At 59.8% G+C, this 26,590-nt stretch carries 21 protein-coding genes and 1 riboswitch; of the genes, 7 read left to right on the top strand and 14 right to left on the bottom strand.

All coding sequences use genetic code 11. From position 1 onward, the window contains the following. Positions 1–22 precede the first annotated feature (22 nt). From AC6I1V_RS16995 to AC6I1V_RS16985, 3 genes are all read right to left on the bottom strand, one after another. Positions 23–895, bottom strand: a complete 873-nt coding sequence (locus AC6I1V_RS16995) for a sirohydrochlorin cobaltochelatase (RefSeq protein ID WP_302554686.1) — start codon at positions 893–895, stop codon at positions 23–25. Between the two features lie 53 nt (positions 896–948). Continuing rightward, positions 949–1,132, bottom strand: a riboswitch (cobalamin riboswitch). A gap of 805 nt (positions 1,133–1,937) precedes the next feature. Next, entirely contained in the window at positions 1,938–2,150 is a 213-nt protein-coding gene (locus tag AC6I1V_RS16990) for a hypothetical protein (protein WP_486853475.1), read from the bottom strand. 132 nt (positions 2,151–2,282) lie between these two features. Beyond that, positions 2,283–2,984 (bottom strand): DsbA family protein, encoded by a 702-nt coding sequence (locus AC6I1V_RS16985; protein WP_486853476.1) that lies wholly within the window; start codon positions 2,982–2,984, stop codon positions 2,283–2,285. 380 nt (positions 2,985–3,364) lie between these two features. Here AC6I1V_RS16985 and bioB point away from each other — a divergent pair, with 380 nt between their 5' ends. Beyond that, a complete protein-coding gene (gene bioB, locus AC6I1V_RS16980; RefSeq protein WP_337430659.1) occupies positions 3,365–4,351 on the top strand; it encodes a biotin synthase BioB in 987 nt (328 codons plus the stop codon). After that, positions 4,348–7,455, top strand: a complete 3,108-nt coding sequence (gene bioA, locus AC6I1V_RS16975) for an adenosylmethionine--8-amino-7-oxononanoate transaminase (protein WP_497737266.1) — start codon at positions 4,348–4,350, stop codon at positions 7,453–7,455. Before bioB ends, bioA begins: the two co-directional genes overlap by 4 nt. A 465-nt stretch (positions 7,456–7,920) precedes the next feature. Here bioA and AC6I1V_RS16970 read toward each other — a convergent pair whose 3' ends face one another. From AC6I1V_RS16970 to AC6I1V_RS16920, 11 genes are all read right to left on the bottom strand, one after another. After that, positions 7,921–9,039, bottom strand: coding sequence for an NADH:flavin oxidoreductase (locus AC6I1V_RS16970; RefSeq protein WP_486853478.1), 1,119 nt, complete (start codon positions 9,037–9,039; stop codon positions 7,921–7,923). Between the two features lie 79 nt (positions 9,040–9,118). Continuing rightward, complete coding sequence (locus AC6I1V_RS16965; protein WP_486853479.1) at positions 9,119–9,508, bottom strand: YkvA family protein; 390 nt, start codon at positions 9,506–9,508, stop codon at positions 9,119–9,121. 187 nt (positions 9,509–9,695) lie between these two features. Next, on the bottom strand, positions 9,696–11,081 hold the full coding sequence (locus tag AC6I1V_RS16960) for an SLC13 family permease (protein WP_486853480.1): 1,386 nt from the start codon (positions 11,079–11,081) through the stop codon (positions 9,696–9,698). A gap of 78 nt (positions 11,082–11,159) precedes the next feature. After that, the gene (locus AC6I1V_RS16955) at positions 11,160–12,869 is read right to left on the bottom strand and encodes an FAD-binding protein (protein ID WP_482332658.1); all 1,710 of its coding nucleotides are present in this window, start codon (positions 12,867–12,869) and stop codon (positions 11,160–11,162) included. Between the two features lie 2 nt (positions 12,870–12,871). Then, on the bottom strand, positions 12,872–14,491 hold the full coding sequence (locus AC6I1V_RS16950; protein ID WP_486853481.1) for an FAD-dependent oxidoreductase: 1,620 nt from the start codon (positions 14,489–14,491) through the stop codon (positions 12,872–12,874). Between the two features lie 227 nt (positions 14,492–14,718). Beyond that, positions 14,719–15,408 (bottom strand): Crp/Fnr family transcriptional regulator, encoded by a 690-nt coding sequence (locus AC6I1V_RS16945; protein WP_337432076.1) that lies wholly within the window; start codon positions 15,406–15,408, stop codon positions 14,719–14,721. A 537-nt stretch (positions 15,409–15,945) separates the two neighbouring features. After that, entirely contained in the window at positions 15,946–16,296 is a 351-nt protein-coding gene (locus AC6I1V_RS16940) for a hypothetical protein (protein ID WP_486853482.1), read from the bottom strand. A 124-nt stretch (positions 16,297–16,420) separates the two neighbouring features. After that, a complete protein-coding gene (locus AC6I1V_RS16935; protein ID WP_337431840.1) occupies positions 16,421–17,707 on the bottom strand; it encodes a TRAP transporter large permease in 1,287 nt (428 codons plus the stop codon). Next, positions 17,707–18,213 carry a TRAP transporter small permease gene (locus AC6I1V_RS16930; RefSeq protein ID WP_302552965.1) on the bottom strand — a complete coding sequence of 169 codons (507 nt, stop codon included), beginning with the start codon at positions 18,211–18,213 and terminating at the stop codon, positions 17,707–17,709. The genes AC6I1V_RS16935 and AC6I1V_RS16930 overlap by 1 nt, the downstream gene beginning before the upstream one ends. A 66-nt stretch (positions 18,214–18,279) precedes the next feature. Continuing rightward, on the bottom strand, positions 18,280–19,305 hold the full coding sequence (locus AC6I1V_RS16925) for a TRAP transporter substrate-binding protein (RefSeq protein ID WP_486853483.1): 1,026 nt from the start codon (positions 19,303–19,305) through the stop codon (positions 18,280–18,282). 185 nt (positions 19,306–19,490) lie between these two features. Next, positions 19,491–20,510, bottom strand: a complete 1,020-nt coding sequence (locus tag AC6I1V_RS16920) for a TRAP transporter substrate-binding protein (RefSeq protein ID WP_302552963.1) — start codon at positions 20,508–20,510, stop codon at positions 19,491–19,493. A gap of 636 nt (positions 20,511–21,146) precedes the next feature. On the opposite strand from AC6I1V_RS16920, the gene AC6I1V_RS16915 reads away from it, so the two are divergent. From AC6I1V_RS16915 to AC6I1V_RS16895, 5 genes are all read left to right on the top strand, one after another. Next, positions 21,147–22,184 (top strand): LacI family DNA-binding transcriptional regulator, encoded by a 1,038-nt coding sequence (locus AC6I1V_RS16915; protein ID WP_302552962.1) that lies wholly within the window; start codon positions 21,147–21,149, stop codon positions 22,182–22,184. A gap of 15 nt (positions 22,185–22,199) precedes the next feature. After that, positions 22,200–23,540: an ATP-dependent 6-phosphofructokinase gene (locus AC6I1V_RS16910; protein WP_337431386.1), complete on the top strand. Its 1,341-nt coding sequence runs from the start codon at positions 22,200–22,202 to the stop codon at positions 23,538–23,540. 18 nt (positions 23,541–23,558) lie between these two features. Next, positions 23,559–24,377, top strand: coding sequence for a transketolase (locus AC6I1V_RS16905; protein ID WP_337431387.1), 819 nt, complete (start codon positions 23,559–23,561; stop codon positions 24,375–24,377). An 18-nt stretch (positions 24,378–24,395) separates the two neighbouring features. Then, positions 24,396–25,334 (top strand): transketolase family protein, encoded by a 939-nt coding sequence (locus AC6I1V_RS16900; protein WP_486853484.1) that lies wholly within the window; start codon positions 24,396–24,398, stop codon positions 25,332–25,334. 113 nt (positions 25,335–25,447) lie between these two features. Continuing rightward, positions 25,448–26,335 carry an NAD(P)-dependent oxidoreductase gene (locus AC6I1V_RS16895; RefSeq protein ID WP_302552958.1) on the top strand — a complete coding sequence of 296 codons (888 nt, stop codon included), beginning with the start codon at positions 25,448–25,450 and terminating at the stop codon, positions 26,333–26,335. Positions 26,336–26,590: the final 255 nt, after the last annotated feature.

The raw sequence follows: 26,590 nt of genomic DNA, 5'->3' as shown, positions 1-26,590 counted from the left end.
TCTTTCGCTATTCCGTCCTCGCTTAATCCGCCTTCTTCGTGTTGGCGAGATCGACAACGGCATTCTGGGTGTGGCTGAGGAAGATGTCCTGAATGCCCTTGAGCTGGCCAAGGCCCTTGAGGTTGGGCATGGGGGTCATGCCTGCGGCCTTGATGCGGGAGGCCCAAGAATCTTCTTCCGGCCCGGCGAGGTCATTGTTGGCGTGGTCGCCCGCAACGATCATGAAGGGCTGGAGCCAGACGCGCTTGGCGCCGGAAGCCTTGAGTTCGGGCAGGACGTTGTCGAAGCTGTTGGCGCCTTCGACCGTGGCGAGCCAAACATGGGGATCGGCCTTGTGGAAGGCGGCGGCAGCGGCGGCGAGGGTCAAGTCGCCGGGGCCGCGGTCGTTGCCGTGGCCCATGAGCACCACGGCGTCGCCGGGCTTGCGATCCTTGGGCAGGGAAGCGAGCACCACCTTGATGACGTCGTCGAGATCCTTTTCAGAGACGAGGAGGGGATAGCCTACCTTGACGGTCTTGAATACGCCGGGATTCTTGGTGATGTTTTTGACGACCATGCGTTCGAGCTGGTTATATTCTTCGGCGGGGGCGATGTGCAGGGACTGGATCTTGAGATCGGTCACGCCCTGCGCGGCGAGCTTGTTCATCGCGGCGTTGACGGAAAGGACGGGTTTGCCTTCCTTCGCCAGCTTATTGCGGATGATGTCAGAGGTGAAGGCCAGAAGCACGGGTTCTTTCCCGGCGGCTTTTTTGTAGGCCTTTTCAATGTCGTCGATTGCGGGCCTTGCGCTGTCCATCGAAGTTCCGAAGGCGACGAGCAGGGTGCCCGTCTTGGCAAAGGCGGTTCCGGCGGCCAGCAGGCAGCACAGCAGAACCATGACGAAACATTTTTTCATGGCAACTCCTTGATCCAATCATCGTGGATCGGACGGAACGCGCGGCGGCGTCCGTACCATATGGCTTTCAGGCTGGTTTCCCGGCTTGAGGATCTCCTTTGCCCGCGCCTTCCCATGAACGGCGTCCACAGTGGCTGTTGCGGGTTCATCCCCTCTCACGGTTGCGGTGTCAGCGTCGTTTTTACGAACTTCCCAATTATCCCGAAAGATTCGGGCACCTGAAACGGTTGCGGTGGTTACGGCGGGGCACTGGGCCCGGCGGTTTTGGGTCTTCGGCAGGGCCGGCGGCTTCCGCCACGCTTTTCCGGGAGAGCAGGGCGCGCCTGCGCCGCTGTCCCGGCCTGCTTTGTGAAGCCCCCTTCTAACCTACCTGCCCGGTGGCTTCAAGGGGGCTGGGAGGCGTGAGGAATATCAGGATGTTATTTTGTCCTGTCCGTACCTGAGGCTTTCCGCGCCCCACAAACGGGCATCCCGAACTTTAGGGGGCATTGATGGCAATGCAGCATCGAAGGGGTCTACAGAAGGCTTCCCCTCCCCAAAAACGCGCGTCTGGCGTCCGCTCATCCCGGCTGGCACTTCCCCGGAATCACAAGCCAACCCCCGCACATCCGGCACCCGCGCTTTTCTTTTCCAAGGCTTTCGGCTCCGGCGAATCCTTTTTGCCGGTTTTGGGATAACCAGAAAATGGAAGGCTGTATTATAGAAAACGGTTGATGCTTTTTTCTTGAAATTCCAAATGGATAGCTGGAAAAATGCCTTAGCCGTGGCTCCCGCCAAGGGGAAAACCGGATAAAAAGGCTGTATTTTCACCGCACTGTGAAGATAAAACAACCACAAACTATAACAAAGCCAAATGGAAACCCGCCCAGACAAATGTTTCGGGCGGGTTCTTGGGCTTGGATTGGGACAGCGGGAAAAGGTTTCCCTGTCAGATAAGGAGAGGGGATGCCCCGCGTGCCTGAAAGGGGCTCCTGACGCACGGCCTCCCCCGCAGGCGGAGTCTTGCGGGGCCGGGGGATAAGGCGCCCTCATCAGGATATGGTTAATCTTCACAGCATGGTGAAGCTGCAACCCTTTTCTCCAGTTTTCCGCTTTTCCGCCGGGGGATTTCATGGCTGGAGCCTTTCAGCGGCTGTCCCTCTGGAACTCCAAGGAATAAACCATCAGCCATTTTCTGTGGCGCAGCCTTTTTATAAGGCTGTGTCATAGAAAACGGCTGATGCTTGATCTCTTGAAATTCCAAAGGGATAACCAATAAAATCCCCTAGTCATGGAGCCCGCCAGCGGGAAATTGGATAAAAAGCATATACTTTTCAGCATATTGCCGAGACAAAACAACCATGTGCTATGACAGAGCCTTTTATAACTTCCTATCGGCCTTTCCCTTTTACGCTGAAATATCGCAATGCCCGTCGAGGCCGCATGCGTTGGCGGGGCGCGTCTCCGGGGTGTCCGCCCCTCCGTCGAGTACGGAGGCAAGTTTGGCGGCTACAACGGCATAGTCGGCGTAGCCGCGCGCCAGCACATGGCGCTCGCCGTCGTCCGTTTCAAGGAAGAGCGTGGGATACACCACAAAGTCGCCCAGTATATCGAGCGCCTCCTCCCGTTCGGCTTCTGCGGCGTCCTGCACTCCGGGGTCTTGCAGCGCCTGCATGAAGGCGTCGCTGTCCACGCCCGCTCTTTGCATCTGGATTTCGGGGGAGAGCACGTCGAGGCCTTCGCCGTAAAAGGCCGCCTGAAATGCCTCCATCTGTTCGAGCTCGCGTCCCGGTGCCAGTTTTTTCAGCGCCGCCAGCGGCACGGCCATATCCGGGGAAAACATGCGGAGATCATCATGCCCCGGTTCAAGGCGGCGCAGGAAATCCTCTCCGACAGCCTGCCCCGTGGTTTTGGCGAGCCGGACGAAAAATTCCCGCATGGTCGGGTGGTTTTTCATCATTTCGCCGGTGGTGGTCGGGTTTTCCACCAGATCGCCGCTCAGGACACGCACGGGACAGCCGGGATGTTCGGAGGCAATCCGCCGCATAACCGGGGCAAAACCATAACACCAGGGACAAAATACGTCCGATATATAAAGGAAATGTGACATGGGGGCACAGTACCCCGAAAGCCGCCGCCTGTGAAGGGGGACGTTTCCCCAGTCGTTTTGCCGGAACCCGGCCTGTTTCCGGGAGGCGCACCGGAGTTGCGCAGAGCCGGGAAATGCCGTATCCGTTCAACGGTTAGGCACCGTTATCCGCCGTTCGGCATTCATGGGGGCATTTCAGGCGGCCTTTTACGGCGAAGGCCTCGGCGTGCTCTCCCCCGAAATCCAGATCTGGAGAGGGCCCGGTTTTCAGGAAAACCCTTTCGGCATCCGATTCGGCATCCGAGCGGGCCGAGCCTGCCAATTTCGCCCCGGTTCCCTTCCGGGTTTCCTTATCCGCTTACAGCGAAGGCCGTATCACTTTTTGTAAGGACGTTTTTTCCATGTATGCTTTGCTTGCCCGCATCGCCGAACGCATCACGTCCGGCGCCGATCCGCTTCTGTCGCCTTCCGAGGCGCTGGAGCTTGCCCGCCTTCCCGAATCCGCGACGCTGGACATCCTGTCCGTGGCGGGGCTGGCCCGCGCCGCCCGCAAGCCCGCCGCCGCGTTCACCTGCGGGATCATCAACGCCAAGTCCGGGCGTTGCCCCGAAAACTGCGCCTTCTGCGCCCAGTCCGCGCATCATCAAACGGATTCGCCCGTGTATCCACTTTATGACACGGATACGCTGCTGCGCCGCGCCGAGGAACTCGCCGCCAACAATGTCGACCGCTTCGGCATCGTGACCAGCGGTACGGCTCCGAGCGACCGCGATTTCGATGCGCTGTGCGAATCGGCGCTGCGCATCGGCAGGGAAGTGAAGATCGGCCTGTGCGCCTCGCTCGGCCTGCTGACGCCTGAGCGGGCCGCCCGGCTGCGCGAGGCGGGTTTTACGTCCTATCATCATAACCTTGAAACTTCCGCGAGCCATTTCCCTTCGATCTGTACCACCCACGATTACGGGCAGGATCTGGAAACCGTGCGCGTGGCCCGTGCCGCCGGGTTCCGGGTGTGCAGCTGCGGCATCTTCGGCCTTGGCGAGACGTGGGAACAGCGCATTGAGCTTTCCCAGACCTTGGCCGATCTCGGCGTGGACTCCCTGCCGCTCAATTTTCTGAATCCCATCCCCGGCACGCCGCTGGGGGATTCCCCCCTCCTGCCGCCTTCCGAGGCGCTGCGGGTAGTGGCGCTCATGCGGCTTCTGCACCCGGAACGGGACGTGCTCATCTGCGGCGGGCGTTCCAAGACGTTCGGCCAGTGGCAGTCGTGGGTTTTCGCCGCCGGAGCCAACGGCGTGATGACCGGCAATTACCTGACCACCAAGGGCTGCGCCTTCTGTGACGATGCCGAGATGTATGAGGTATTGGGGCTTCGGGAGGTGCGGTCATGAGGGGGCTTTTCATCACCGGGACGGATACCGACGCGGGGAAGACCACCGTTACCGCCGCGCTTCTGCGCGCCCTGATGCTCGCCGGGGTGCCCGCCGCCGCCGTAAAGCCCGTGCAGACGGGGTGCGTCATGCGGGGGGGAGAAGAGAAGCGGGGGGAGGAGGGAACCTTTCTGGAGAAAGGTTGCCCTCCTCCCCCCGTACCCCCCACCTCCCTCCCAAGACTTTCGGCTGGTGGGGAGGCCGCACCCCATGAGGGGGCTTTTCCGGCAGGTGGGGATTCCATGCCGCATGGCGCGGGTGAGCGCGCTTTGATCGGGGCTTTCCCGGCGGGCGGGGGGGCCTTGCAGGTACGGCAGGGAGGCTGTGCCTGTGGTTGCGGCGTGAAAGGTGATTCCGTACGGACGGGACAGGAAGGCTGTGCCTGCGGCTGCGAAGGTGATTCCATTCCTGAGCGTGGGAAGGGCGGGGGGAACGCAGGCATGGGAGGCGTGGGCGCTTCGTTGGAAGGGCCTTCTTCTTCTTCTTCTTCTTCTTCTTCTTCTTCTTCGCGTTCTTCCGCCCTCGTCGCTCCCGATGTGGCCTGTTACGAGGTGGCGGGAGGCGGCGGGATCGTGCTGGAAACCTACGAACCCGCGTGCTCGCCGCATTTGGCGGCACGGCTTGCGGGGCGTCCGCTCACGGTTTCCGGGCTGCGGGGCAAGCTGGAGCGGAAGGCGCCGGACGGGGCGTTTTTGCTGATTGAAGGCGCGGGCGGGATTTACGTGCCGCTGAATGACCGCGAAACCATGCTCGACTTCATGCGGGAGATCGATTTTCCGATCCTGCTCGTTGTGGGGAACAAGCTCGGCTGCATCAACCATGCCCTGCTTTCGCTCGACGTACTGCAATCGCACGGTCTGCGCGTGTGTGGGATGATCCTCAACCGCCCGCTCCCGGAAACGGTATGCGATCCGGGTTCCGGCCCCGATCCTGATGTCGGGAACGAACGCAGGCTGCTGCGCGACAATGCCGAAACCCTCGCCCGCATGGGCCGGGAACGCGGCGTCCCCGTGCTCGCGGAAATCCCCTACCAACCCGGATTCGCAAACAATGCCGAAGACGTATGGCCTAGGCTCGCCGCCCTTGTCGAGCCCGCCGTGGAAGCCCTGCGCCCGTTGTTCGCGGATTGCCTTTCCAATGGGAAACGCCCCGGCAATGACGCATCATACGGAACCTCCCCGTCTTCCTCCCTTGAACACGGACAATCCACCCCTTCTCCATTTTTTTCCCGCGCATACGTGCAGCCCACCCTTTCCCCGGCTTTTTCCCATGCGTGCGGGCAAACCGGGGCGGCACCCACTACGGCGGACAGCGCCGATCCTTCTTATGGATGCGGACAAATCTCCCCTGCATCTTCCTGCCCTAACCGGGAAAGCTCTTGCGTGGCCTCCCCACCAGCCGAAAGTCTTGGGATGGGAGAGGGGAGCGTGGGGGAAGAGGGACAACCCTTCTCCAGAAGGGTTTCCCTCTCCCCCCGCATCCCTTTACCCTCTTCTTCCCGCGCATACGTGCAAACCTCTCTTTCCTCGTCTTTTTCCCATGCGTGCGGGCAAACCGGGGCGGCACCCACTACGACGGACAGCGCCGAGCCTTCTTCTTATGGATGCGGGCAAACCCCTCCTGCATCTTCCTGTCCCAACCGGGAAAGCTCTTGCGTGGCCTTCCCACCAGTCGAAAGTCTTGGGAAGGGAGAGGGGGGCGTGGGGGGAGAGGGACAACCCTTCTCCAGAAGGGTTTCCCTCTCCCCCCACATCCCTTCACCTCCCCTTTCCCCTTCATCGCTCCTCGCCTTCGACCGGGAACACCTGTGGCACCCGTATACGTCGGCGCTGAACCCGCTCCCGGTGCGGGAGGCGGTGGGCGCGTCGGGCGTGCGCATCAGACTGCGCGACGGGAGGGAGCTGGTGGACGGCATGTCCTCGTGGTGGTGCGCCATCCACGGCTACGGGCACCCTGTCCTCATGGACGCCGTGCGGCGGCAGTCCGCGAAAATGGCCCATGTCATGTTCGGCGGCCTGACCCATGAGCCCGCCGTGGAACTGGGGAAACGGCTCCTGCCGCTGCTGCCCGGCAACTTGAAGCATATTTTTTATGCCGATTCGGGTTCGGTCTCGGTCGAAGTCGCGCTCAAGATGGCGGTCCAGTACTGGGCCTCGAAGGGCAGGCCGGGCAAAACCCGCTTCCTTACCCCCAAGGGCGGCTACCACGGCGACACGCAGGGGGCCATGTCCGTCTGCGATCCCGTAAACGGCATGCACACCCTGTTTACCGGCATCCTGCCGAAACACCTGTTCGTCGAGCGCCCAAGCTGCCGTTTCGACAGCCCGTTCGATCCCGACAGCCTCCGGCCCATGCGCGACGCCATCGAGCGCCACGCGGACGGGCTGGCGGCGGTCATCCTTGAGCCCATCGTGCAGGGCGCGGGCGGGATGTGGTTCTATCACCCCGACTACCTGCGCGGGCTGCGGAAGCTGTGCGATGAGCACGAACTCTTGCTGATCGTTGATGAAATCGCCACCGGGTTCGGGCGCACCGGCAAGATGTTCGCTTCGGAATGGGCGGGCCTCAAGCCGGATATCCTCTGCCTCGGCAAGGCGCTCACCGGCGGCACCATGACGCTGGCGGCGACCGTCGCCAGCGAAGCCGTAGCGCGGGGCATTGAAGAGGCCGGGCCGGAGCAGGGCGGCGGCGTGTTCATGCACGGCCCCACCTTCATGGGCAACCCGCTGGCCTGTGCCGTGGGATGCGCCAGCCTCGACCTTCTGAACGCCTCGCCGTGGGCCGAACGCGTGGAAGGCATCCGCCGGGGCCTTGAGGAAGGGCTTTCGCCGTGTCGGGAATTCCGGGGCGTCCGCGACGTGCGGACGCTCGGCGCAATCGGCGTCGTGGAAGTGGACAAGCCCGTGAACATGGCTGTTTTGCAGGACTTTTTCGTTGAGCGCGGCGTGTGGGTGCGTCCGTTCAACCGGAACGTCTACCTCATGCCGCCGTACTGCATTGAGCCTGAAGACCTGCGGCGCCTGACGGATGCCGTTGTGGACGCCGTGCGCGGGGCTTATTCGTAACTCCTGACGTGGGCGCATGTTGTATGCGTTTCGTCAGGGCGCGCCCAGAGTTTTTTCACATTGAAAAGGTTCTTCCGGCTGCGGGAAGCAGGCGGGCGCTGTGGAGGCATAAGAACCGTTTATTTGTGTTGTTCAATTCATTTATGCTGTTCAATGCCTGAGCGAGTGTATTTTAGATTTTCATCGGTTTGACTTAACCGATTGAGGAATAAACTTTTAGCGAACTATTTGAGAAGTAGTGGCAACGAGTTAGCAACCGTGCCAATTGCAGCGGTTTGCGGTGCTATGCTGTCAAATATCCTTTTAGTTTCAAAGGTAAACAAACTATCTGAATAATAATCATGTATAGTTGCTTTTTTACCATATAGTGATTAATAGAGCTTCCGATTTTTTTGACAAAGGCTCTATATTGTACTGTGAGTTAACTATATAAGTTAGCAAAACAAAATCATTTATCGAGCACATTCAATTGTTTTTTCTGTTCAATATGCAAGAATGAGGTGTAGTTTCCCCACACTTATTGCAAGCGATACATTTAGGTACATAAGCAAGGTCAGTTTTCCACTTGTTAATTAAATTGGGTTCTGCAAGCAGGGTGCGTGCCAACGAAAACAAGGGGATATTTTTGTTGTTCAGCAAGTCGTCCATGACTTCTATATTGCGGTTTCCGCCTACCAAAATAAGCGGTGTCGTGATATGTCGTGCAATTTCGGAAACCTGCTCTTTAAAATAGGACTGCTTCTCAATGGATCGGGCTATGTTTGGAAACGATTGGGTAATGCCGTTACCCGATGAGAGGTTCGTTCCGCTTGGTTCGATAAAATCAACGCCGAGTGCATCCAGACGCTCGAACATGGCAAGGGATTCGGGAAAAGTCAGCCCCTCGCCTTCGGACATGAAATCGTCAAAATTCAATTTTATCATCACGGGGAAATCTTTGCCGACAGCCGCACGCACAGCGGCGACGACTTCATAAATGAGGCGGGCACGGTTGTGTAATGTGCCGCCATATTTGTCTTTACGTCGGTTATAATAAGGCGTTAAGAATTGACTCAACAAATATCCATGCGCTGCATGGATTTGTACCGCATCGAATCCGGCTTGTTTTACTCGTAAGGCAGCCTTTGCATGGCAGTTGATTACGTGCTTAAAATCCGCCTCTGTCATCTCTTGCGGCATGATACCCGTCACGCGGTTTAAAACCGCAGAGGGAGCTATCATTCGTCGGTGCCGAGATGCCTCAAAGCCACTTTGTGAACCCCCCATCGCAATCTGGCAGGCTATCTTGACATTCTTGAAATGTGCATAGTCAATAATCTCTTTCCATTCGGAGATAAAAGAATCGTCATACATTCCAATCATGCGGGGATTGGGTTGGTCGTTGGCATCAATATATGTGTACTCGGTGATGATAAGACCAACCCCACCATCTGCGAGAGCCTTATATGTGTCAATCAAATCGGGCGTTATATGTCCTTTCTCGTCCGCCGCTTTCATCCATAAGCCGGAACGCACGAAACGATTTTTCAAATCCAGTTTCGGAAATCGAACCTGTTCAAAAAGAGTTTTCTTTTCCATGTGCATGGTTAATTATCCTGTCAGGTTGATTTTCTCTAAAAGCATTCTTCTGGAGAAGCCGGGCAAACGGGCCGGGCTGCGTGTTTCAGCAGGCTCCTTCCCCGAACCAGCCGGCAAGCTTGGCGTCGGCTTTGGCCTTGGCCTCGGCGTCTATATAGGAAGCGGCCATGACCACCGCCGCCGCGAGCACGCCGATGTCGTCGGTGAAGCCCACGACCGGGATGAAGTCGGGGATCACGTCGATGGGCGAGATGAAATAGCCGAGCGCGCCGTAGATCACCATTTTCGTCTTGAGCGGCATGGACGGATTGTCCAGCGCGTAGAACAGGCGCAGGGCGCTGCGTATGCCCTCACAGCCGACTTTCTTTGCGTGCCCTTTGATTTTTCCCCAGAGCTTTTCGGGGGAAAAATCGGAAACGTAAGCCGACCACTGGCCGTTTTCCTCTTTCATATCGATAATGTCCTTGTCGCTCATGGCGGCCTCCTCTGTCCCGCGTTTTGTCTGAATGTGGGCACGGCTGGGCGGCGTGTCAAGGAGGCGGGGATCGCGGAAAGGCACCGCCGCATCCCGCCATCAGGACGGGGTGCGGCAATGCCTTTTGTGTCAGGATGCGGGGCATCCGTGGGCGGGAGGAGAGGCGCGGGAGCGGGCCGCGCCGGGGCTACATGATGCCGATGAACTTCCAGTAGGGGATGGCGATGGCCACGATGAACGCCCCGGCGACGATGCAGCGGGCGATCATTGTGGGGATGACGTGCTTGAGGGTCACGCAGCCCGTGGTGAAGATGTAGAGGAACATGACGCCTTCATAGGGGAAGAAGTACTGATCGAGCCCGTACTCGAAGGCGTAGAACAGGGGCAGGGGGTTGATGCCCATCTGGATGCCGAGTTCGCCGAACGCCGGGGTGAAGGCCACGGTCGCCGCGAAGGGGGTCAGGAGCAGGTTGGTGAGCACGCCCGCGAGGTAGGAACAGAGCACGCCGAGGGTGGGAGGCAGTTCCTTGAGGAACGGGATGATGGACGAGACGGCCCACTTGTTGGCTCCGACTTCGCCCGCCACGAACCCGATGGCCATACAGCCCGCCACGAAGACGAGGAACACGATGTTCAGGTTGTTGAAGGAGGAAGGCTCCATGATCTTCATGCCGGGCATGTAGCAGAACAGGGCCACGAGGCAGAGGACGTATACGGCGTTCACGCCGGTCCACGGCTCGACCATAAAGCCGAGGATGCTGAGGATGGCGAGGATGAGGAGGCGCTTTTCGGAAACCGACATGGGGCCCATTTCGGCGAGGCGCTCTTCAAGGATGAGCTTGAGCTTTGCGCCTTCGGGGAGATCCACCTTGCCGCGCATGAAATAGATGGTCAGGAAGGACAGTGCGACGTAGATGGTGTTGATGAAACAGACGTGGTCCAGGTATTCCCACCAGTCCACATTGCCGCCGATGGCCTTCATAAGCACCTGGAACGACCAGATGAAGGACTCCGAGGTGTGCAGGAACTGCATGGTCGGGGCCGCCGCCGCGAAGAAGCAGGCGATGATGATGACGGAGGACAGGCGGGACTTGGGATCGATTTCCAGCGCCCTGATGATGCCCACGGCGATGGCGCAGAAGATGACCGTGCGGGCGAACCCGGAGGCCAGCAGGAGGCCGAGGATGATGCCGCCGATGGCGAAGCCGATGAGCATCCCGGTGAACGTGCCGCCCGTGAGGAGCATGCAGCGCAGGGCCACGCGCTTGGCGAGCCCGGTCTTTTCCATGGCTTCTCCGAAGATGGCCGCGCCGAAGGTGGTCCAGATGAGCACGGTGGTCCACGGCCCAAGGACGACTTCGGGCGGGGCCATGTTGGTCAGCAGGTAGAGGAAGGTCAGCGCGGCGGCGACGGCCACGGCGGGCAAGAGATCGAAGGTCCAGATGATGACCGCTGCGGAGGTCATCGCAAGATAGAGGGGCATCTGAGGCGAAACATCACGGGGAGCCAGCAGGTAGAACAGGCTGGCGATGCCGAGCACGGCGAACCACTTTAATGTCAGGACACGGTTCATGGGGACTCCTGCGGAAGGCGGGTTCAGATGTCGGGGAGCCGCGCCGGGATAGGGGATTCCGGCGCGGCGGACGCTGCCTTAGAGGGCCGATGTTTTGGGGAAGGCGAAGTTGTCCATATAGTAGCGGTGCGGCTTCACCGGATAACGATCCAGAGGAACGGGGTCGGTGCGCAGATCCATGCCGTCGCGCCCGCTGCGGATGACGATCCACGCCGGATCGCCGTGGCGTTCGGGGAAGTCCTCGCGGTAATGGCCGCTGCGCGATTCCTTGCGCATGAGCGACGCCTTCAGGTACATTTCGGTGATCAGCGCCATGGAGCGCGCTTCCACGAGCTTGACCAGATAGTGCGGCTCAGGGGCGGTCATATACGGCAGGATGTTTTGCTTGGCGTCTTCAAGGCGTTCCAGCGAGCGGGTCAGGCCCTTGCCGGTCTTGAGGATGCACACGTCCATCGGGGCCATGAGCTCCTGCATGAGCCGCACGACGTCCTTGGGATAGACGCCGGGCTTGCCGAGCAGGGACAGGGTGGCGTCGAGCGTGTCTGAGGCGTGGGCGTCGTCGAACCGCGGCGCGGAGGTAAGCCCGGAAACGTATTGCCCCGCGCTGTTCCCGGCGATGTAGCCGGTCGTGGTGGTCTTGCAGGTATCCCAGCCGCCCATGTAGACGCCGGGGGTGACGCTGCGGGCGCGTCCGGCCACGAACAGGCCCGGAATGCCGCTCCAGCCGTCCTTGTCGGCCACGGTGCCGCCGAATGAGGTGAGCACCTGCGGCATCCATTCGGTTTTGCTCTTGAAGAAGTCGATGCCGAGTTCTTTCAGCTTGGTGTCGTTGAGCTTCATCCAGCCGCCGGTGGGGGTCATGATCTCGACCCCCTCAGGGCTCATGGTGCTGGTGTCGAAGTAGATCGGCCCGCGTCCGGCCCGGACTTCAAAGGCCATGCCGCGCACGTTGTAGTGCGGGTCGGCCTTGGCTCCGAGCTTGGGGGAATAGCGGCGCATGAAGTCCTCGCCCTCGCCGTTGAGGAAGCGCGCGCCGTAGGGGAGCATCCCGGTCTGGCCTTCCCACGCGAACAGCTTGGGCACGTTCCAGTTCTCGATGAACTCCATGTTGCGCAGGGAAGCGCCCGCGCCGTAGGCCAGCGCCGCGCCCTCGCCCGCACAGGTGTTCAGCAGGTACGAGCCCTTCCAGCCGCCGTTGTGGGCGGCGAGGATGACGGCCTTGGCCCGGAACAGGCAGGGCGTGCCGCTCTGGGCGTGGAAGCCCACGGCCCCGGAAACGGCGTCGCCGTCCTTGATGAGATCGGTGATCTCGACGCGCCCGATGCGCTGGACGTTGAGGCGCTGGAGCTCGGCATTGAGGATCTGGGTGGTGTGCGCGCCGCCCTTGCCGTAGGGGTGGTAGAAGTAGTAGCGCATGAGTTCGAGCCCGCGCTGGGGGATGCTCATGAGCCTGCCGGAATCGTCGCGGGCGAACTTGTGGCCCATCTTCTCGTAATCTTTGAAGCGTTCGTAGGACTGGTTGAGGATTTCCTCAAGCACGTCCTGCTCGCACAGCCCGTCGTAGTAATAGACCAGCTCTTCGACCAGATCCTCGGCGGCGAACTCCGGCTGTTTGACGATCATGTCGCCGCCGGACATCCCGCCGAGGCCGCCCCAGTCGCGGGGGCCCTTGTCGACGATGAGCACGTTCTCCACATGTTGCCGGGCCGTCAATGCGGCCCACGAACCCGAAAAGCCGCCGCCGATGATCAGCACGTCCGTATCGAAAACAAAAGGTTTCGCGCTCATGGCTAGTCCTCGCAATGGATTTCAAGGGTACGCGGGAGCGGTTCCTTGAAAGGATGCACGTTGATGGCTTCCGCCGGGCAGCGGAGCTCGCAGGTGAAGCAGGTCATGCAGTCGTCGTTGTAGGCGATGCGGGCCTTGGCCCCGCAGGTCATGCAGCGCATGCCTTCCGCCAGCACGGCGTGGAGATCCAGCCCCTGCCGCCGTTCTTCAAAGCCGGGGGCGTCGGTCACGGCGCGCTCGTTGCGCGGGGAGAGGAGCACCCCTTCGCCGGGGAGCCTGTCCTTGTCCACGGTTTCGCGGACGGCGGCGCGGTTGGCGAGGATCTGGCCTCCGCGCAGGTAACGGTCCATCGAGTAGGCCGCCTCGCGGCCTCCGGCGATGGCTTGGATGGCCGAGGCCGGGCCGCTGGACGCGTCGCCCGCCGCGAATACGTCGGGGCGGGAGGTTTCAAAGGTGACGGCGGCGGTTTCGATGGTGCGGCGGGGCGTGATGGCCACGTCCTCCGCAAAGGGATCGAGATCGGCGGCCTGCCCGATGGCGAAGATCACGGCATCGGCGGGGATGGTGCGGGTCTGCGTTTCGTCAAAGGACGGGCGGAACGCGCCGGAAGCGTCCTTGACGGAAAGGCAGGCTTTGACGGTGAGGCCGGAAACGGCGCCCGTGCCTTCGACGCGCACCGGGCCCCAGCCGCACTGGAAATCAATGCCTTCTTCGCGGGCGTCGGCGATGTTGTGCGGATAGGCGGGCAGTTCGCTTTCCGATTCAAGGGAAACCATGCTCACGGAAGCCGCGCCGAGGCGCTTGGCGGAAATGGCCGCGTCAACGGCGACGTCGCCGCCGCCCACGACCACGACGTGGCCCGAAAATGCCGGGGCGTGATCGCTGCGCACGGCGCGGAGGAACTCCACGCCCCACAGCACGCCGGGCAATTCGGCGCCTTCAATGGCGAGTTTGCGGCTGAGGCTGGTTCCGGGGGCAAGGAGGAAAGCCTTGTAACCGCGGCGGCGCAAGTCGCCGAGGGTCAGGTCGCCTCCCTTGCCGATGCGGGTGTTGCAGCGGAAGCTGACGCCGAGGGCTTCAAGCCGGGCCACATGCGCCTCGACCACGGCGTCGGGCAGGCGGTAGGCCGGGATGCCGTAGCGGAGCATGCCGCCGGGGTGCGGTGCGGCCTCGAAAACGGTGACGGGATAGCCCATACGGGCCATAAAACAGGCACAGGAAAGCCCGGCGGGGCCGGAACCCACCACGGCAACCTTGGCGGTATGCCGGATGGCGGGCTGTTCTTCGGGCAAACCGAGATCGCCGAGGAACTGCTCGACGGCGTTGATGTTCACCGCGCCGTCCACGGCATTGCGCGCGCATTCCTTTTCGCAGGGGTGGAAGCAGATGCGCCCCGTGATGCCGGGAAAGGGGTTGGTCTGGCGGAGTTTCTTGGCGGCTTCTTCAAGCTTGCCCTGCTGTACGAGGGCATTGTAGCCGCGAATGTCGGTACCTGCCGGGCACGCCGCCATGCAGGGCGAAACCTTGCGCTGGTCGGTGTCGAGGCGGAAGACGTCGAGGCTGCACGACTTGAAGCAGGTTCCGCATCCGATGCATTTGTCTTGATCGATAACGTTGATCACGTCCTGTCTCCTTGGCGTTCCCCGCGTCACAGGGAACGGCTATGTGAAGGGTGAGGGGACGGGCGGGCGCGCATCCGCCCTCCGGCTCACTTCCCATTGTGCGAACCTTCACACAGCCGCTCTCAAGAAAATGGCGCAGATGCGCCATTTGTGAAAAAAAGCGGAAAAAAAGAGGAAACAGGACGAAATAGTGTGGATTATATGGTTTTTCTGTATGGATTCCGGGCTTATTCCCCGGCTATTTTTTGCAGGAGCGCAAGGTCTCCGATGCGGAGGCGGTTCTTGGTGAGCTGGAGGAGTGCGCCGCATTCGCGCAGCGACCGCAGTGCCCTGACGAGCGTAGCCCTGTGTATCCCAAGGAAAATCGCCAATTCTTCCTGCGTCATCTGAGGGTTGAAGTCGAGCTTGTCCCCGTGCAGGCGTGAAAGTCCGCACAAAAAGAGGCTGACCTGTTTTACCGCCGTGCCGCCGCCCGTTTCGGAGAGGTTGGCGTGCATCACGAGCACCTTGGTGCTCATGGAGACCATCAGGTTGATGATGAGTTCCGGGTATTCGGCGACGAAGCGGGGATCATGGAGTAGCGTGCCGGGGAAGCGGTACAGTTCCACGTCTTCCATACAGTAGAAGCGGCAGTCGGGATCGTCGAACCCTGCCAGCGCCGTAGCCTCGTTGAACACGTTCCCGCTGCCGACATAGACCATAGCCCGTTCGCGTCCGTTCTCCGTGCCGTGCATGATTCGGAGGCGGCCCTTGGCGAGGTAGTAGAAATCGAACATGGCGTCGCCCGCCAGTACGAGAGGGTAGCGTTTCGGGTAGGTGTAGCGCGTTGCGAGATGGAGCAGGCGGCTCCACGGCGCGTTCATGCCCTCAAGTTTTCCTGTGTGGGAGGAATCGGCATCCAGCTTGAGCTGTTTCATGAAGCCTCCTGTCGTTATAGGCTTTTGTTGAGTGACATTTTTTGACGCCCATGTGGGGGAATGTGGGGAGGCGAGGCAGGCGATTTTGCGGGGCCTACGGGCCCCGCCGAGGGGCCCTGCCCCTCGGAACCCCGCAAGGGGCGAGCCGCCCCTTGACCCGGCGGCGCGGCTGTCTTGGCGGCGTTGCCGTCAAGACACCCGCTTACTATGCAGTATAACGCAATTCATGTGCCGGAGTCTGCCCCTATATGATGTGATAACGATCTTCATTTATTGAAGGCCGTACCATAGAAAAGGGCTGATGCTTTACTTCTTGAAATTCCAAAAGAATAATTAGGTTGTGTTGCTATTTTAATGTAATTATTTGAAATTATTAAAATATTTTTATGATTTGGCTTGAAAAATAGTTAAATGGTTTCAATATATTATATCTATATTGACGACTAGGACACAGCCACTTTTTATCTCGTGGCTTTGTGGAGGAAGCATTTTGCCGGTCTAAGAAAGCATCAATTGCTTTGGAATTTTAAGAAAGCATCAATCGTTTATTGCGACATGGCCTTTCGTTTCAATCTTACCCTCAATAAGGATTGTTAATAAGGATTGTTTTTCAGGAAGGCGGCGTTGCGGAAAGGGAGCGGCGGCTATCCTTGGGGGGAACGGCCGCCGCTTGGGGAGTGGGGGAGGAGGAAGCCCCCGGCAGGTGGAGAGGAGATTTTTGTTTTTGGGGCTGGGTAATTCCAGAGTGGAATTGCCTACGATAAGATCGGGATCGACGCCATCCATCATGGATGGGTTGCCGTCCTTACCGTTACCCACGCTGTTACCGTCCCTGATTCCCACCAAAAAGAGAACTCGTTGGGCCTGGGGCGTTTCCTCTCGCGGCATTGCCGCGAGAGGAAACGCTTATGCCGGGTCAAGGGAGCGCTGCTCCCTTGCGGAGTGCAGAGGCAGCGCCTCTGCCGGGGTTCGAGGGGCAGGGCCCCTCGCCGAAGTCTGGGAAAATGCCCCATCAATACATGCCGAGCGCCTTCGGGAGGAACGTTACGACGTCGGGGAAGAGGATAAGGAAGAAAACAACAAGAATAAGCAAGAAAATATAAGGGATGGCCCCCTTTGCCACCCGTTCCAACGGAAGGTTGGACAGGTTCATGGCGATGAACAGGTTGACGCCGAGCGGCGGGGTCAACAGGGCGATCTCGTTGGTAACGACCCAGAATACCCCAAAGAATACGGGGTCGATGCCCACGGACTTGATGATCGGCAGGAAGACCGGCGCGAGCACGACGATGGTGGCGAGGGTCTCCATGAACATGCCGAGGAAGAACAGCAGTGCGGCGATGAGCAGCAGGATCAGGATGGGGTTGGTGGTGTACAGCATCATCTGGGCGGCGAGCTGCTGCGGGATCTGGTACATGGTCAGGAACCGCCCGAAAATGGTGGACACGCCTACGACGATGAGGATCGTCCCGGTGGAGATGTTCGCCAGCTTCATGGCGTTGAACACTTCCTTCAGGGAAAGCTTCTTGGTGATGAAGAAGCCGACGAAAAGGGCGTACCACACCGCGACGACCGAGGCTTCCACGGGCGTGCATATGCCCGCGTAAATGCCGCCGAGGATGACCACGGGAGCCATGAGAGACCAGATGTTCTTCAGGAGCGCGCGTCCGAATTCGGCCATCGTGTAGGAATGCATCGTTCCCCTGTAACCGTGGCGGCGTGCGATCATATAGGCCGTGAGCATGAGGCAGGTGCCGACCAGCGCGCCGGGTACGAATCCGGCGGTGAACAGCGCGGAGATCGAGACGTTGGCGATGATGCCGTAGACGAGCATGGGGTTGCTCGGCGGGATGAGGATGCCGAGCGTGCCGCCGGTGGCCGAAACGCCGGCGGCGTATTCGGGCGAGTAGCCGCGCTTGATCATGGAGGGGATCATGATGCTGCCCATGGCGGCTACGGTACCGGGGCCGGAACCGATCATGGAGGCGAAGAACATGCAGCCGAGGATGGTCACGATGCCGAGCCCGCCGCGTATATGCCCGACGAGCATGGAAGCGACCTCAACAATCTGGGCCGCCATGCCGCCGCGCTCCATGAGCGCCCCGGCGAAGACGAAGCCCACCACCGCCAGCAGGGGGAACATGTCCGAAACCTTGATAAGGTCGATCATGACGAGCGAAAGCGGGATGTCGCTCAGAAGCAGCACAGTGATGGAGGCCATGCCGAGGGAGACGAAAATGGGCGTGCCCATGATGAGCAGGACAGCCAGAGCAACCCAGATGAGGATTTCAAGGGACATCAGAACACCTCCTCGCTGGGGACGACTAAGGGATCACGTTTGGTAAAGATACGCCACCAACGCTCGACGAGGCGGACGGCCTGCAAGGTGAAGGCGATGGGCACCGCCGCGTAGACGTAGCGCATGTCAAGCATCAGCGCCCCGGAAACCATCGGGCGGTCGCTCATGCTGATGATGAAGTCCGTCCCGACGTCCACCACGATGATGCAGAAGATCAGCCAGATGATGTCCGTCGCAAGGAGCAGGAGCATCTGGCCAAGCTTCGGCAGGAGCTTGAGCTGCGCGGTCACGCGGATATGCAGGTTCTTTGAGGCGGCGAGGCTCGCCGCGAAATAGACAAGATACAGGAACAGGAAGCGGCTGACCTCTTCAGACCAGGCAATGGACTTGCCGCCGAAGTATCTATAGCACACCTGCATCATGAGAAGCGTCATGATGACGCCGAGCAGCGTACAACAGATATACTCTTCAAGATCTCTCCAAATGGACGCCAACTGCTCGCGCATGGCTCACTCCTCGCCGGTTGAGGTTAGCGGCCCGGAGGGAGGATTCCCCTCCGGGCTCGGCAGGCGTTATTGCGGACGAGTACGTCCGAGGGACTTCATCATGGTGTCGAGCAAGGAAATATCGCCGATCTTGTCATAGAACTGCGGCCATACGTTCATGGCCTTTTCCTGCCATACGGATTCGTCTTCCGGCTTGTCGAGGATTTCGACGCCCTTATCCTTGAGCGCCTTGACGAGTTCGGTTTCCATTTCGGCAATCATCTTGCGGTTGTTTTCGGTGGCAAGGCGGCCGCCTTCAAGGATGGCCTTCTGGACGTCCTCAGGCTGCCTCTTGAGCCACGCGGCGTTCACCACGATGGGGCCGATCCACACCTTGTAGTGGATTTCGGTGATGTACTTCTGCACTTCCTCGAACTTGTTGGAAGCGAACACGGGGTAGGGGTTTTCCTGGCCGTCGACGACCTTCTGCTGGAGGGCGTTGAACGTCTCGTCCCACGCCATGGGCGCGGGCTCGCCGCCCCACGCGCGGAAGGTGGCGATCATGATCGGGTTGTTGGGCACGCGGATCTTGAGGCCCTTGAGGTCTTCAACCGTACGGATGGGGTGCTTGCTGTTGCTCAGCACGCGGAAGCCCTGCACGAGCCAGCCCACGGCCATGTTGCCGCTCTCGTCGATCATGCGCTTGTTGATCTCGTCCCAGTTCTGGTCGATGAGCTTGTAGCAATCTTCATAGTTGGTGAACATGTACGGCAAATCGAACACGCCCATTGAGGGGCTGAACACCGTCACGTTGTTGACCGCGAGGGACGCGATCTGAATGACCCCCTGCTGGATGTCCTGAAAACTCCGCTCCTCGCCGCCAAGCTGGCTGCCGGGGTAAATCTGGACGTCCACCTTCCCGTTGGTGGCCTTTTCCACATAGTTCTTGAAGTCGAGGGCCGCCGCGTGATGCGGTTCCTTGACCATCGCGCTGGAGCTGTGGCTGTAGCGCATGACGATTTTTTTCTCGGCCGCACTGGCAGGGGAAACCAGAAGCAGCGCTCCGCAAACCGCCCCTAAAAGGGCCCGGTTGAAGCTTTGCCGGATGTTCATGAAGACCTCCTCGTTTGTGGGTGAACAGTCTGAAATCCATTGCCATAGTCGCGCTTTTCCAAAGAATGCGCACTCCGCATTCATGAAAAGGCGTGCCTTTTCACTTGCATGTCGAATCAAAAGAACGTAGAAATAAAGATAATCGACCTTAATCAATGGTAAAAAACGTTTTCATGATTTTACTGCTACGGGCGCTTGCGGTTCATGTCCGCCATCATCTTGTCGAGGAGATCGAGGTTGCCGATTTTGGGGTAGAGATCGGGCCACAGGGCCATCGCCTTTTCTTCCCAAATGTTTTCGTCTTCGGGCTTGTCGAGGATTTCGACGCCGGCCTTCTTCATGGCGGGCTTCAGGCGGTTTTCCATGGCGATGATCATTTCGCGGTTGTGCTTGGTGGCGAGGCGTCCGCCTTCGAGGATGGCCTGCTGGACATCGGCGGGCTGCTTCTTGAGCCATGCGTCGTTGACGACCATGACGATGATCTGGAGCTTGTAGCGCAGCTCGGTCATGTACTTCTGCACTTCTTCAAACTTGTTGGACGCAAAGACCACGTAGGAGTTTTCCTGGCCGTCGACGACCTTCTGCTGGAGGGCGTTGAATGTTTCGTCCCACGCGAGGGGGGTCGGCTCACAGCCCCATGCGCGGAACGTGTTGATCATGACCGGGTTGTTGGGCACGCGGATTTTGAGGCCCTTGAGGTCTTCGATGGTGCGGATGGGATGCTTGCTGTTGCAGACGTGGCGGTAGCCGAGGTCGAGCCAGCCGATGATGCGGTTGCCGCTTTCCTTGATGGCCTTGGCGTTGAGCTCGTCCCAATACTTGTCGAGAATGTCCCAGCCTTCCTGGTTGGTCCTGAACAGATAGGGGAGATCGATGACATAGAGGGAAGGGGCGAACACGGCGGCATTATTGGAAGCCAGGGATGCTATCTGGATGACGCCCTGCTGCACGTCCTGAAAGGCGCGTTCCTCGCCGCCGAGCTGGCTGGCGGGGTAGATCTGCACTTCCACCCTGCCCTTGGTTTTCTCTTCAACGTATTTCTTGAAGTCCAGAGCCGCCGTGTGATGCGGCTCCTCCACCATGGCCGCCGAACTGTGGCTGTAGCGCATGATGATTTTCTTTTCGGCCGCCGCTTGCGCGGGCAGGCACAAGATCGCCCCGATCATCAATCCTACCGTTGCCTTCCATGTGTTGGACAGTTGCATAACGCCCTTCTCCTTGGGGTTATCTGGTTAGGCCTGCGGCCTTTCGGGATGCCGTACATGCTCCAAGGCCGCGGGCATGAGGCCTAATAGGTGGATTTCCTTATGTTTATGAGGCTTATGAATGGATTTTGAATCCGTTCTTTTGCAAAAAAATATGAATATTCAATATATTATATGTTATAATTTATATTAGAATGAATACGTTTTCATTCTATGCGTCAAAAAAATATCTTGTCAAGAGATGGGATGCTTTTTTTTGTATCCTCAGCGGCGTAAGATACATATTTTTTATAAAATACAGCCTATTAAAAAAGATAGTTTTTGCCCTTTCAGACACTCCCCGCAACTCTGTGAAGAGGTTTGCGTCTTCATGGCGGCCTGCCGCCGGGTGGGTGCTTGAAATGTAGATGTTTATCTAACATCTACACATATAATTTGTTTTTACTTTGGGCACATTCTTTTCCGCTGCATGGGGTGGCGGAAGCTGCAAAAACCGGCTTTTTTCGGAACCAAGGGGGGTGAACGCAAAAAAAACGTTGCAAAGAGGCTTGACAGCGGTTTTATGGGCGGCTAGATTGAAAACGTACTTATTGAAGTACAAAATAAATGGATAATACATTGAAAAAAAACAATAAAATGAATGAAAACGGTTTCAATAACACCCGGGCGACCATAAAGGACGTCGCCATCAAGGCGAACGTCTCGCTTTCGACCGTATCCCGCGCCCTCCGCGAGCCGGACAAAACGCCCGCGGAAACGGTCAGCAAGGTCAGGGCCGCCGCGGAAGCGCTCAACTACGTCTACAACGCGACGGCGGGCTCCCTTTCCAAGAGGCGCTCGGACACCATCGGCATCCTCCTGCCTTCGCCGACGTATGCGGCGTTCGGCGTGAACCTGATGGCGATCCAGAAAACGTGCTCGGAGCGGAACTACTCGTGCAAGGTGGCCCTGTCGCAGTTCTCGCCGGAGGAGGAGCGCCTCGCCATGCGGCGCTTCCACGAGCAGCGCATCGGCGGGCTCATCCTCGTCGGGCTGGACATGAGCAATGTGGATTACATGAAAACGCTGGAGGCGGCGGGCATCCCCTGCATCATCCTGTGGGAAGTGCCGGACGAAAGCGTGAACTATATCGGCATCGACAACGCGCGATCCATCTATACGAGCGTCAAATACCTCATTGATCTCGGACATAAGCGCATCGGTTTTCTGGTCGGCCCCATGACCTGCGCGCGCCGCACCATCGACCGTATGGAAGGCTACAAGAAGGTGCTTGCCGACAACGGCATCCCCTTTGACCCGGAACTCATCCGCTCGCAGCCGCCTTCCTACCTGCTCGGCAAGGAGTCCATGCGGGCGTTTTTGAAATTGCAGGATCCCCCGACGGCGGTGCTGTGCGTGAACGACTATCTGGCCATCGGTGCCATGCGCGCCATCACCGAAGCGGGGCTGAGCGTCCCGGAGGACATTTCCGTTTGCGGCTTTGACGACATCGACATCGCCGCCTACTTCAACCCGCCGCTGACGAGCATCAAGACGCCCTGCTACGAAATGGGCCAGATGGCGGCGAATATCATGATTTCGGCCATAGAGTCGCAAACCCCGCTCAAAGTGCAGTACCTGCTCGACACGGAACTTATCGTGCGCAGGACCTGCGGCAGGGTCAAAGAAAAATAAAAGGAAGGAACCCGCATGGACACCTGTGAAGCTGCGCCCGTCTCGGCTCAAGAGATCCGCATCCAATGCCTCGGAACGCCGGAAATCGACTCCCCGTTGTCGTCCAACATGGCGACGGGCGGCGAGCGGCGCGTTGTCTTCAACGTGGATGAGGAACTGCTGGAAGAAGGCGCCGCGCCGTGCCCCATGTCCTTTGAGCTGGCGGGGCCCCGCAACCGGATCTACTTCGATCCGAGCAAGACGAAGTGCGCCATCGTGACCTGCGGCGGGCTGTGCCCGGGCATCAACGACGTCATCAGGGCCATCGTGATGACGGCGTACAACGCCTACCACGTCCCGTCAGTCCTGGGCATCCGTTACGGGCTGCAGGGGTTCATCCCTTCCTATCAGTATGATGTGCGTGAACTGACGCCGCACAGCGTGGAAGGCATCCACGAGTTCGGCGGGACTATCCTCGGCACGTCCAGAGGGCCGCAGTCTTCATCCGAAATCGCCACCGCCCTTGAGCGCCTGAACATCAGCGCGCTGTTCATCATCGGCGGCGACGGGACGATGAAGGCTGCGGCGTCCATCCAGCAGGAGGTCGCCCGGCGCGGCAAGCACATCTCCATTGTCGGGATTCCGAAAACCATCGACAACGACATCAATTTCATTCCCCATTCCTTCGGCTTTGAAACGGCGGTGGACAAGGCCGCCGACGCCATCCGCTGCGCCCACATCGAGGCCGCCAGCGTCTTCAACGGCATCGGCATCGTCAAGCTGATGGGGCGCGAGTCGGGCTTCATCGCCGCCAACGCCTCCCTTTCCATGCGTGAGGTCAATTTTGTGCTTGTCCCTGAAGTCCCCTTTAGCCTTTACGGGGAACGGGGCTTGTTCCCGGCTCTGGAAAAATGCCTTGCCGAGCACTCTCACGCCGTGCTCGCCGTGGCGGAAGGGGCGGGGCAGGATCTGCTTTCCGAGCACGAAACCCGCTGCGACGCTTCGGGCAACAAGGCCCTCGGCGACATCACCGGGTTCCTGCGCGGGAAGATCGCCGAATACTTTTCAGCCAAAAAGATACCTTACTATCTCAAATATATCGATCCGAGCTACATGATCCGGTCCGTCCCCGCCAACGCCAACGACAGGCTGTACTGCGGCTTTTTGGGCCAACATGCCGTGCACGCGGCCATGAGCGGGAAGACGGGCATGGTCGTAGCCAACATTATGGACAAGTTCGTCCATCTGCCGCTGGAGCTGGTAACGCGCAAGCGCCGCACCATGAGCGTGCGTTCCGACCTGTGGCAGTCGGTTTTGGAAACGACCGGGCAGGGGGACGTGATGGGCACGTCCCCCGAACCGGAACAACATCTGTAAGGAAGTCGAGGCTGAACCATGAACGAGCGGAAATTGCGGCAGCTCACCGAGCTGAGCAAGGAAGCGAGGCAGTTGCTCACCAAAATGATCGGCCAGATCGGCGTCGGGCATGTGGGCGGCTCCCTGTCCCTCATCGAAGCGCTGGTCTACCTTTATTATGAAGAAATGCGCGTGCGCCCCGAAGAGCCGGGCTGGCCCGACCGTGACCGCATCGTGCTCTCCAAGGGCCATGCCGGACCCGCGCTGTATACCCTGCTGGCCATGAAGGGGTATTTTGATAAGGAAGTCCTCCTCACCCTGAACCAGCCCGGCACGAGGCTGCCGAGCCATTGCGACATGAAGCTGACCACGGGCATCGACATGACCGCGGGCTCGCTTGGGCAGGGGCTTTCGGCGGCGGTGGGCATGGCGCTGGCGGCGCGTATGGAGCGCAAGGATTACCGCGTCTACTGCATCGTCGGCGACGGAGAGCAGCAGGAAGGGCAGATCTGGGAAGCGGCCATGTATGCCGGGAGCCAGGAGCTCGACAACCTTGTCGTGCTGGTGGACGACAACGGGATGCAGATCGACGGCTATACCGACGCGATCAACGCCGTGCGCCCGCTCGACAAGCGCTGGGAGGCGTTCGGCTGGGCGACCCTGTGCATCGACGGGCACAACTTCTCGGAGCTCGAAGCCGCGCTGACCCATGCCCGCACCATCAAGAAGCGCCCCACCGCCATCATCATGGCCACGGTCAAGGGCAAAGGGCTTTCGGTCGCGGAAGGCAAGCTCAGTTCGCACAACATGCCCCTGTCGCCCGAAGACGTCGCCGCCGCTTTGCAGGAACTCCAATAAGGAACGAGGAATGCCGTCATGCTTGAATCTCAGGAAATGCGTAAGGTCTATTGCGATACGATGATCGCGCTTGCCAAGGAGGATCCCCGCATCGTGGACGTCGAGGCGGATCTGACCGGCGCGCACGGCATGAAGCCGTTCAAGGCGGCCTACCCCGACCGCTCCTTCAACGTGGGCATCGCCGAGGCCAATATGGTCGGCGTGGCCGCCGGGCTGTCCGCCTGCGGCAAGATCCCCTTCGTGCATTCTTTCGCCACGTTCGCCTCCCGCCGCTGCTTCGATCAGATCGCCATCTCGGTTTGCTACGCCGGACTGAACGTCAAAATCGTGGGTTCCGATCCGGGCGTCGGCGCGGAACTCAACGGCGGTACGCACATGGCGCTTGAAGACATGGGCATCATGCGCACCCTGCCGGGCATGACCGTGTTCGAGCCCACGGACTCGGTGCAGCTCCGCAAGGCCCTGCCCGCCATCGTCGAGCACAAGGGCCCGGTGTACATCCGGCTTTTCCGCCGTCAGGCCGAAAACGTCTTTGACGATGGCTACGAGTTTGATCTCGGTAAGGCCGATCTCCTGCGCGAGGGTTCCGACGTGACCCTGATCGCGTCCGGCGTCTGCGTCGCCAACGCTTTGCAGGCCGCCGAAACGCTGGCTCAGGAAGGCGTATCCGCCCGCGTGCTCAACATCCACACCGTCAAGCCCATCGACGCCGAAGCCGTCATCAAGGCGGCCTCCGAAACCGGCGCGCTGGTTACGGCGGAAAACCACAGCGTCATCGGCGGCCTCGGCAGCGCCGTTGCGGAAGTGCTGGCGGAACAGCGGCCCACGCCGCTGGAACGCGTCGGCGTCAAGGATCATTTCGGTCAGGTGGGCAAGGCGCCCTATCTGATGGGCGTGTTCGGCATCACCGCTGCGGACATCGCCAAGGCGGCCCGCAAGGCCGTCGCCAGAAAGTAGCCGCCCCCGGCGTTCCGCCGGAACCATCCCGTTTCATTGGTTTCACCGTTTCCCCGCCCGTTCGGCGGGGGGCTGAAGTCATACCTTTTTTCGGACTCAAGCAAGGATTGCATATGGATACCGTAGGCATTGTCGGACTGGGGGTTATGGGAAGCAATTGCGCGAAAAAATTGATGGAAAGCGGGGCCTCCGTAGCCGGGTACGATCCGTATCCACCCGCCGTCAAGCGCGCTTCCGAGGCCGGGGTGAGCATGTGCGGTTCTCCGGCGGAACTGGCGGGCAAGGCTGGGGTCATCCTGATGTTCGTCCCCGGCCCCGCCGATACGGAAAAGGTCGTGCTCGGCGAGGGCGGGATCGCGTCCGGGGCCCCTGAGGGCACCGTGGTCGTCAACATGAGCACGGTCGATCCGGGCGTGAACATCCGTATGGGCGAGGCGCTGGCCCCCAAAGGCATTGATTTTGTGGACGCCCCGGTCATGGGCAGCCCGTCCGGGGTTGGAAGTTGGGCTTTTGCGCTCGGCGGCTCGGATGAGGCCCTCGCCAAGATCAGGGATGTGCTCCTCGTGCTCAGCGGATCGGAAGAAAAACTGTTCCACATCGGCCCGCTTGGGCACGGCAACAAGCTGAAGCTGCTCAATAATATGATGCTCGGCGCGATCAACGCCTGCGCCGCCGAGACTATGGCGCTCGCCGAGCACATGGGGCTGTCCCAGAAGACGCTCATCGACGTGGCGGTCGCCGCCAACGCCCGCGTGCTCAGCAACGCCTACAAGGAAATCGGTGCCCGCATCGCCGAGGGGCGGTATGACGAGCCCACCTTTACCGTGGACATGCTCATCAAGGACAACAGGTTGTGCCTCGACATGGCAAAGGAGTACGGCGCGCCGCTCATTCTGGGCGCGGCGGTGGATTATGTGCACCGGATGGTTTCGGTTCAGGGCTACGGCGCGAAGGATCACGCCGTAGCATGGAAGGCCGTGGCGAAAAACTGGAAGGCATAGGGCCTGCGGGCGGTTCCGCAGGGCGGGCACGCCGCGGAACGTGCCGTCCGTGTTTTCCGGGCACGCGGCGCGTTTCGGGCGGCTGTGCTCGGACGTATCCCGAATGCTTTTTTGAGGGTGCCGGCTTCCAAATGGTTCTTCCCCAAAAGCACATTCCCTTTGCATGGGGCATAAGGCAAGGCTGTGCCATAGGAAATGGTTGATGTTATTCCTCTCAATTCTAGATCGTGTCGTCAATTAGATGTAATTCATTGG

The sequence above is a fragment of the Bilophila sp. T19-St14 genome (genome assembly GCF_059728385.1).
The sequence above is the reverse complement of the archived record's forward strand: the minus strand, read 5'-3'. Positions and strand labels throughout refer to the sequence as shown.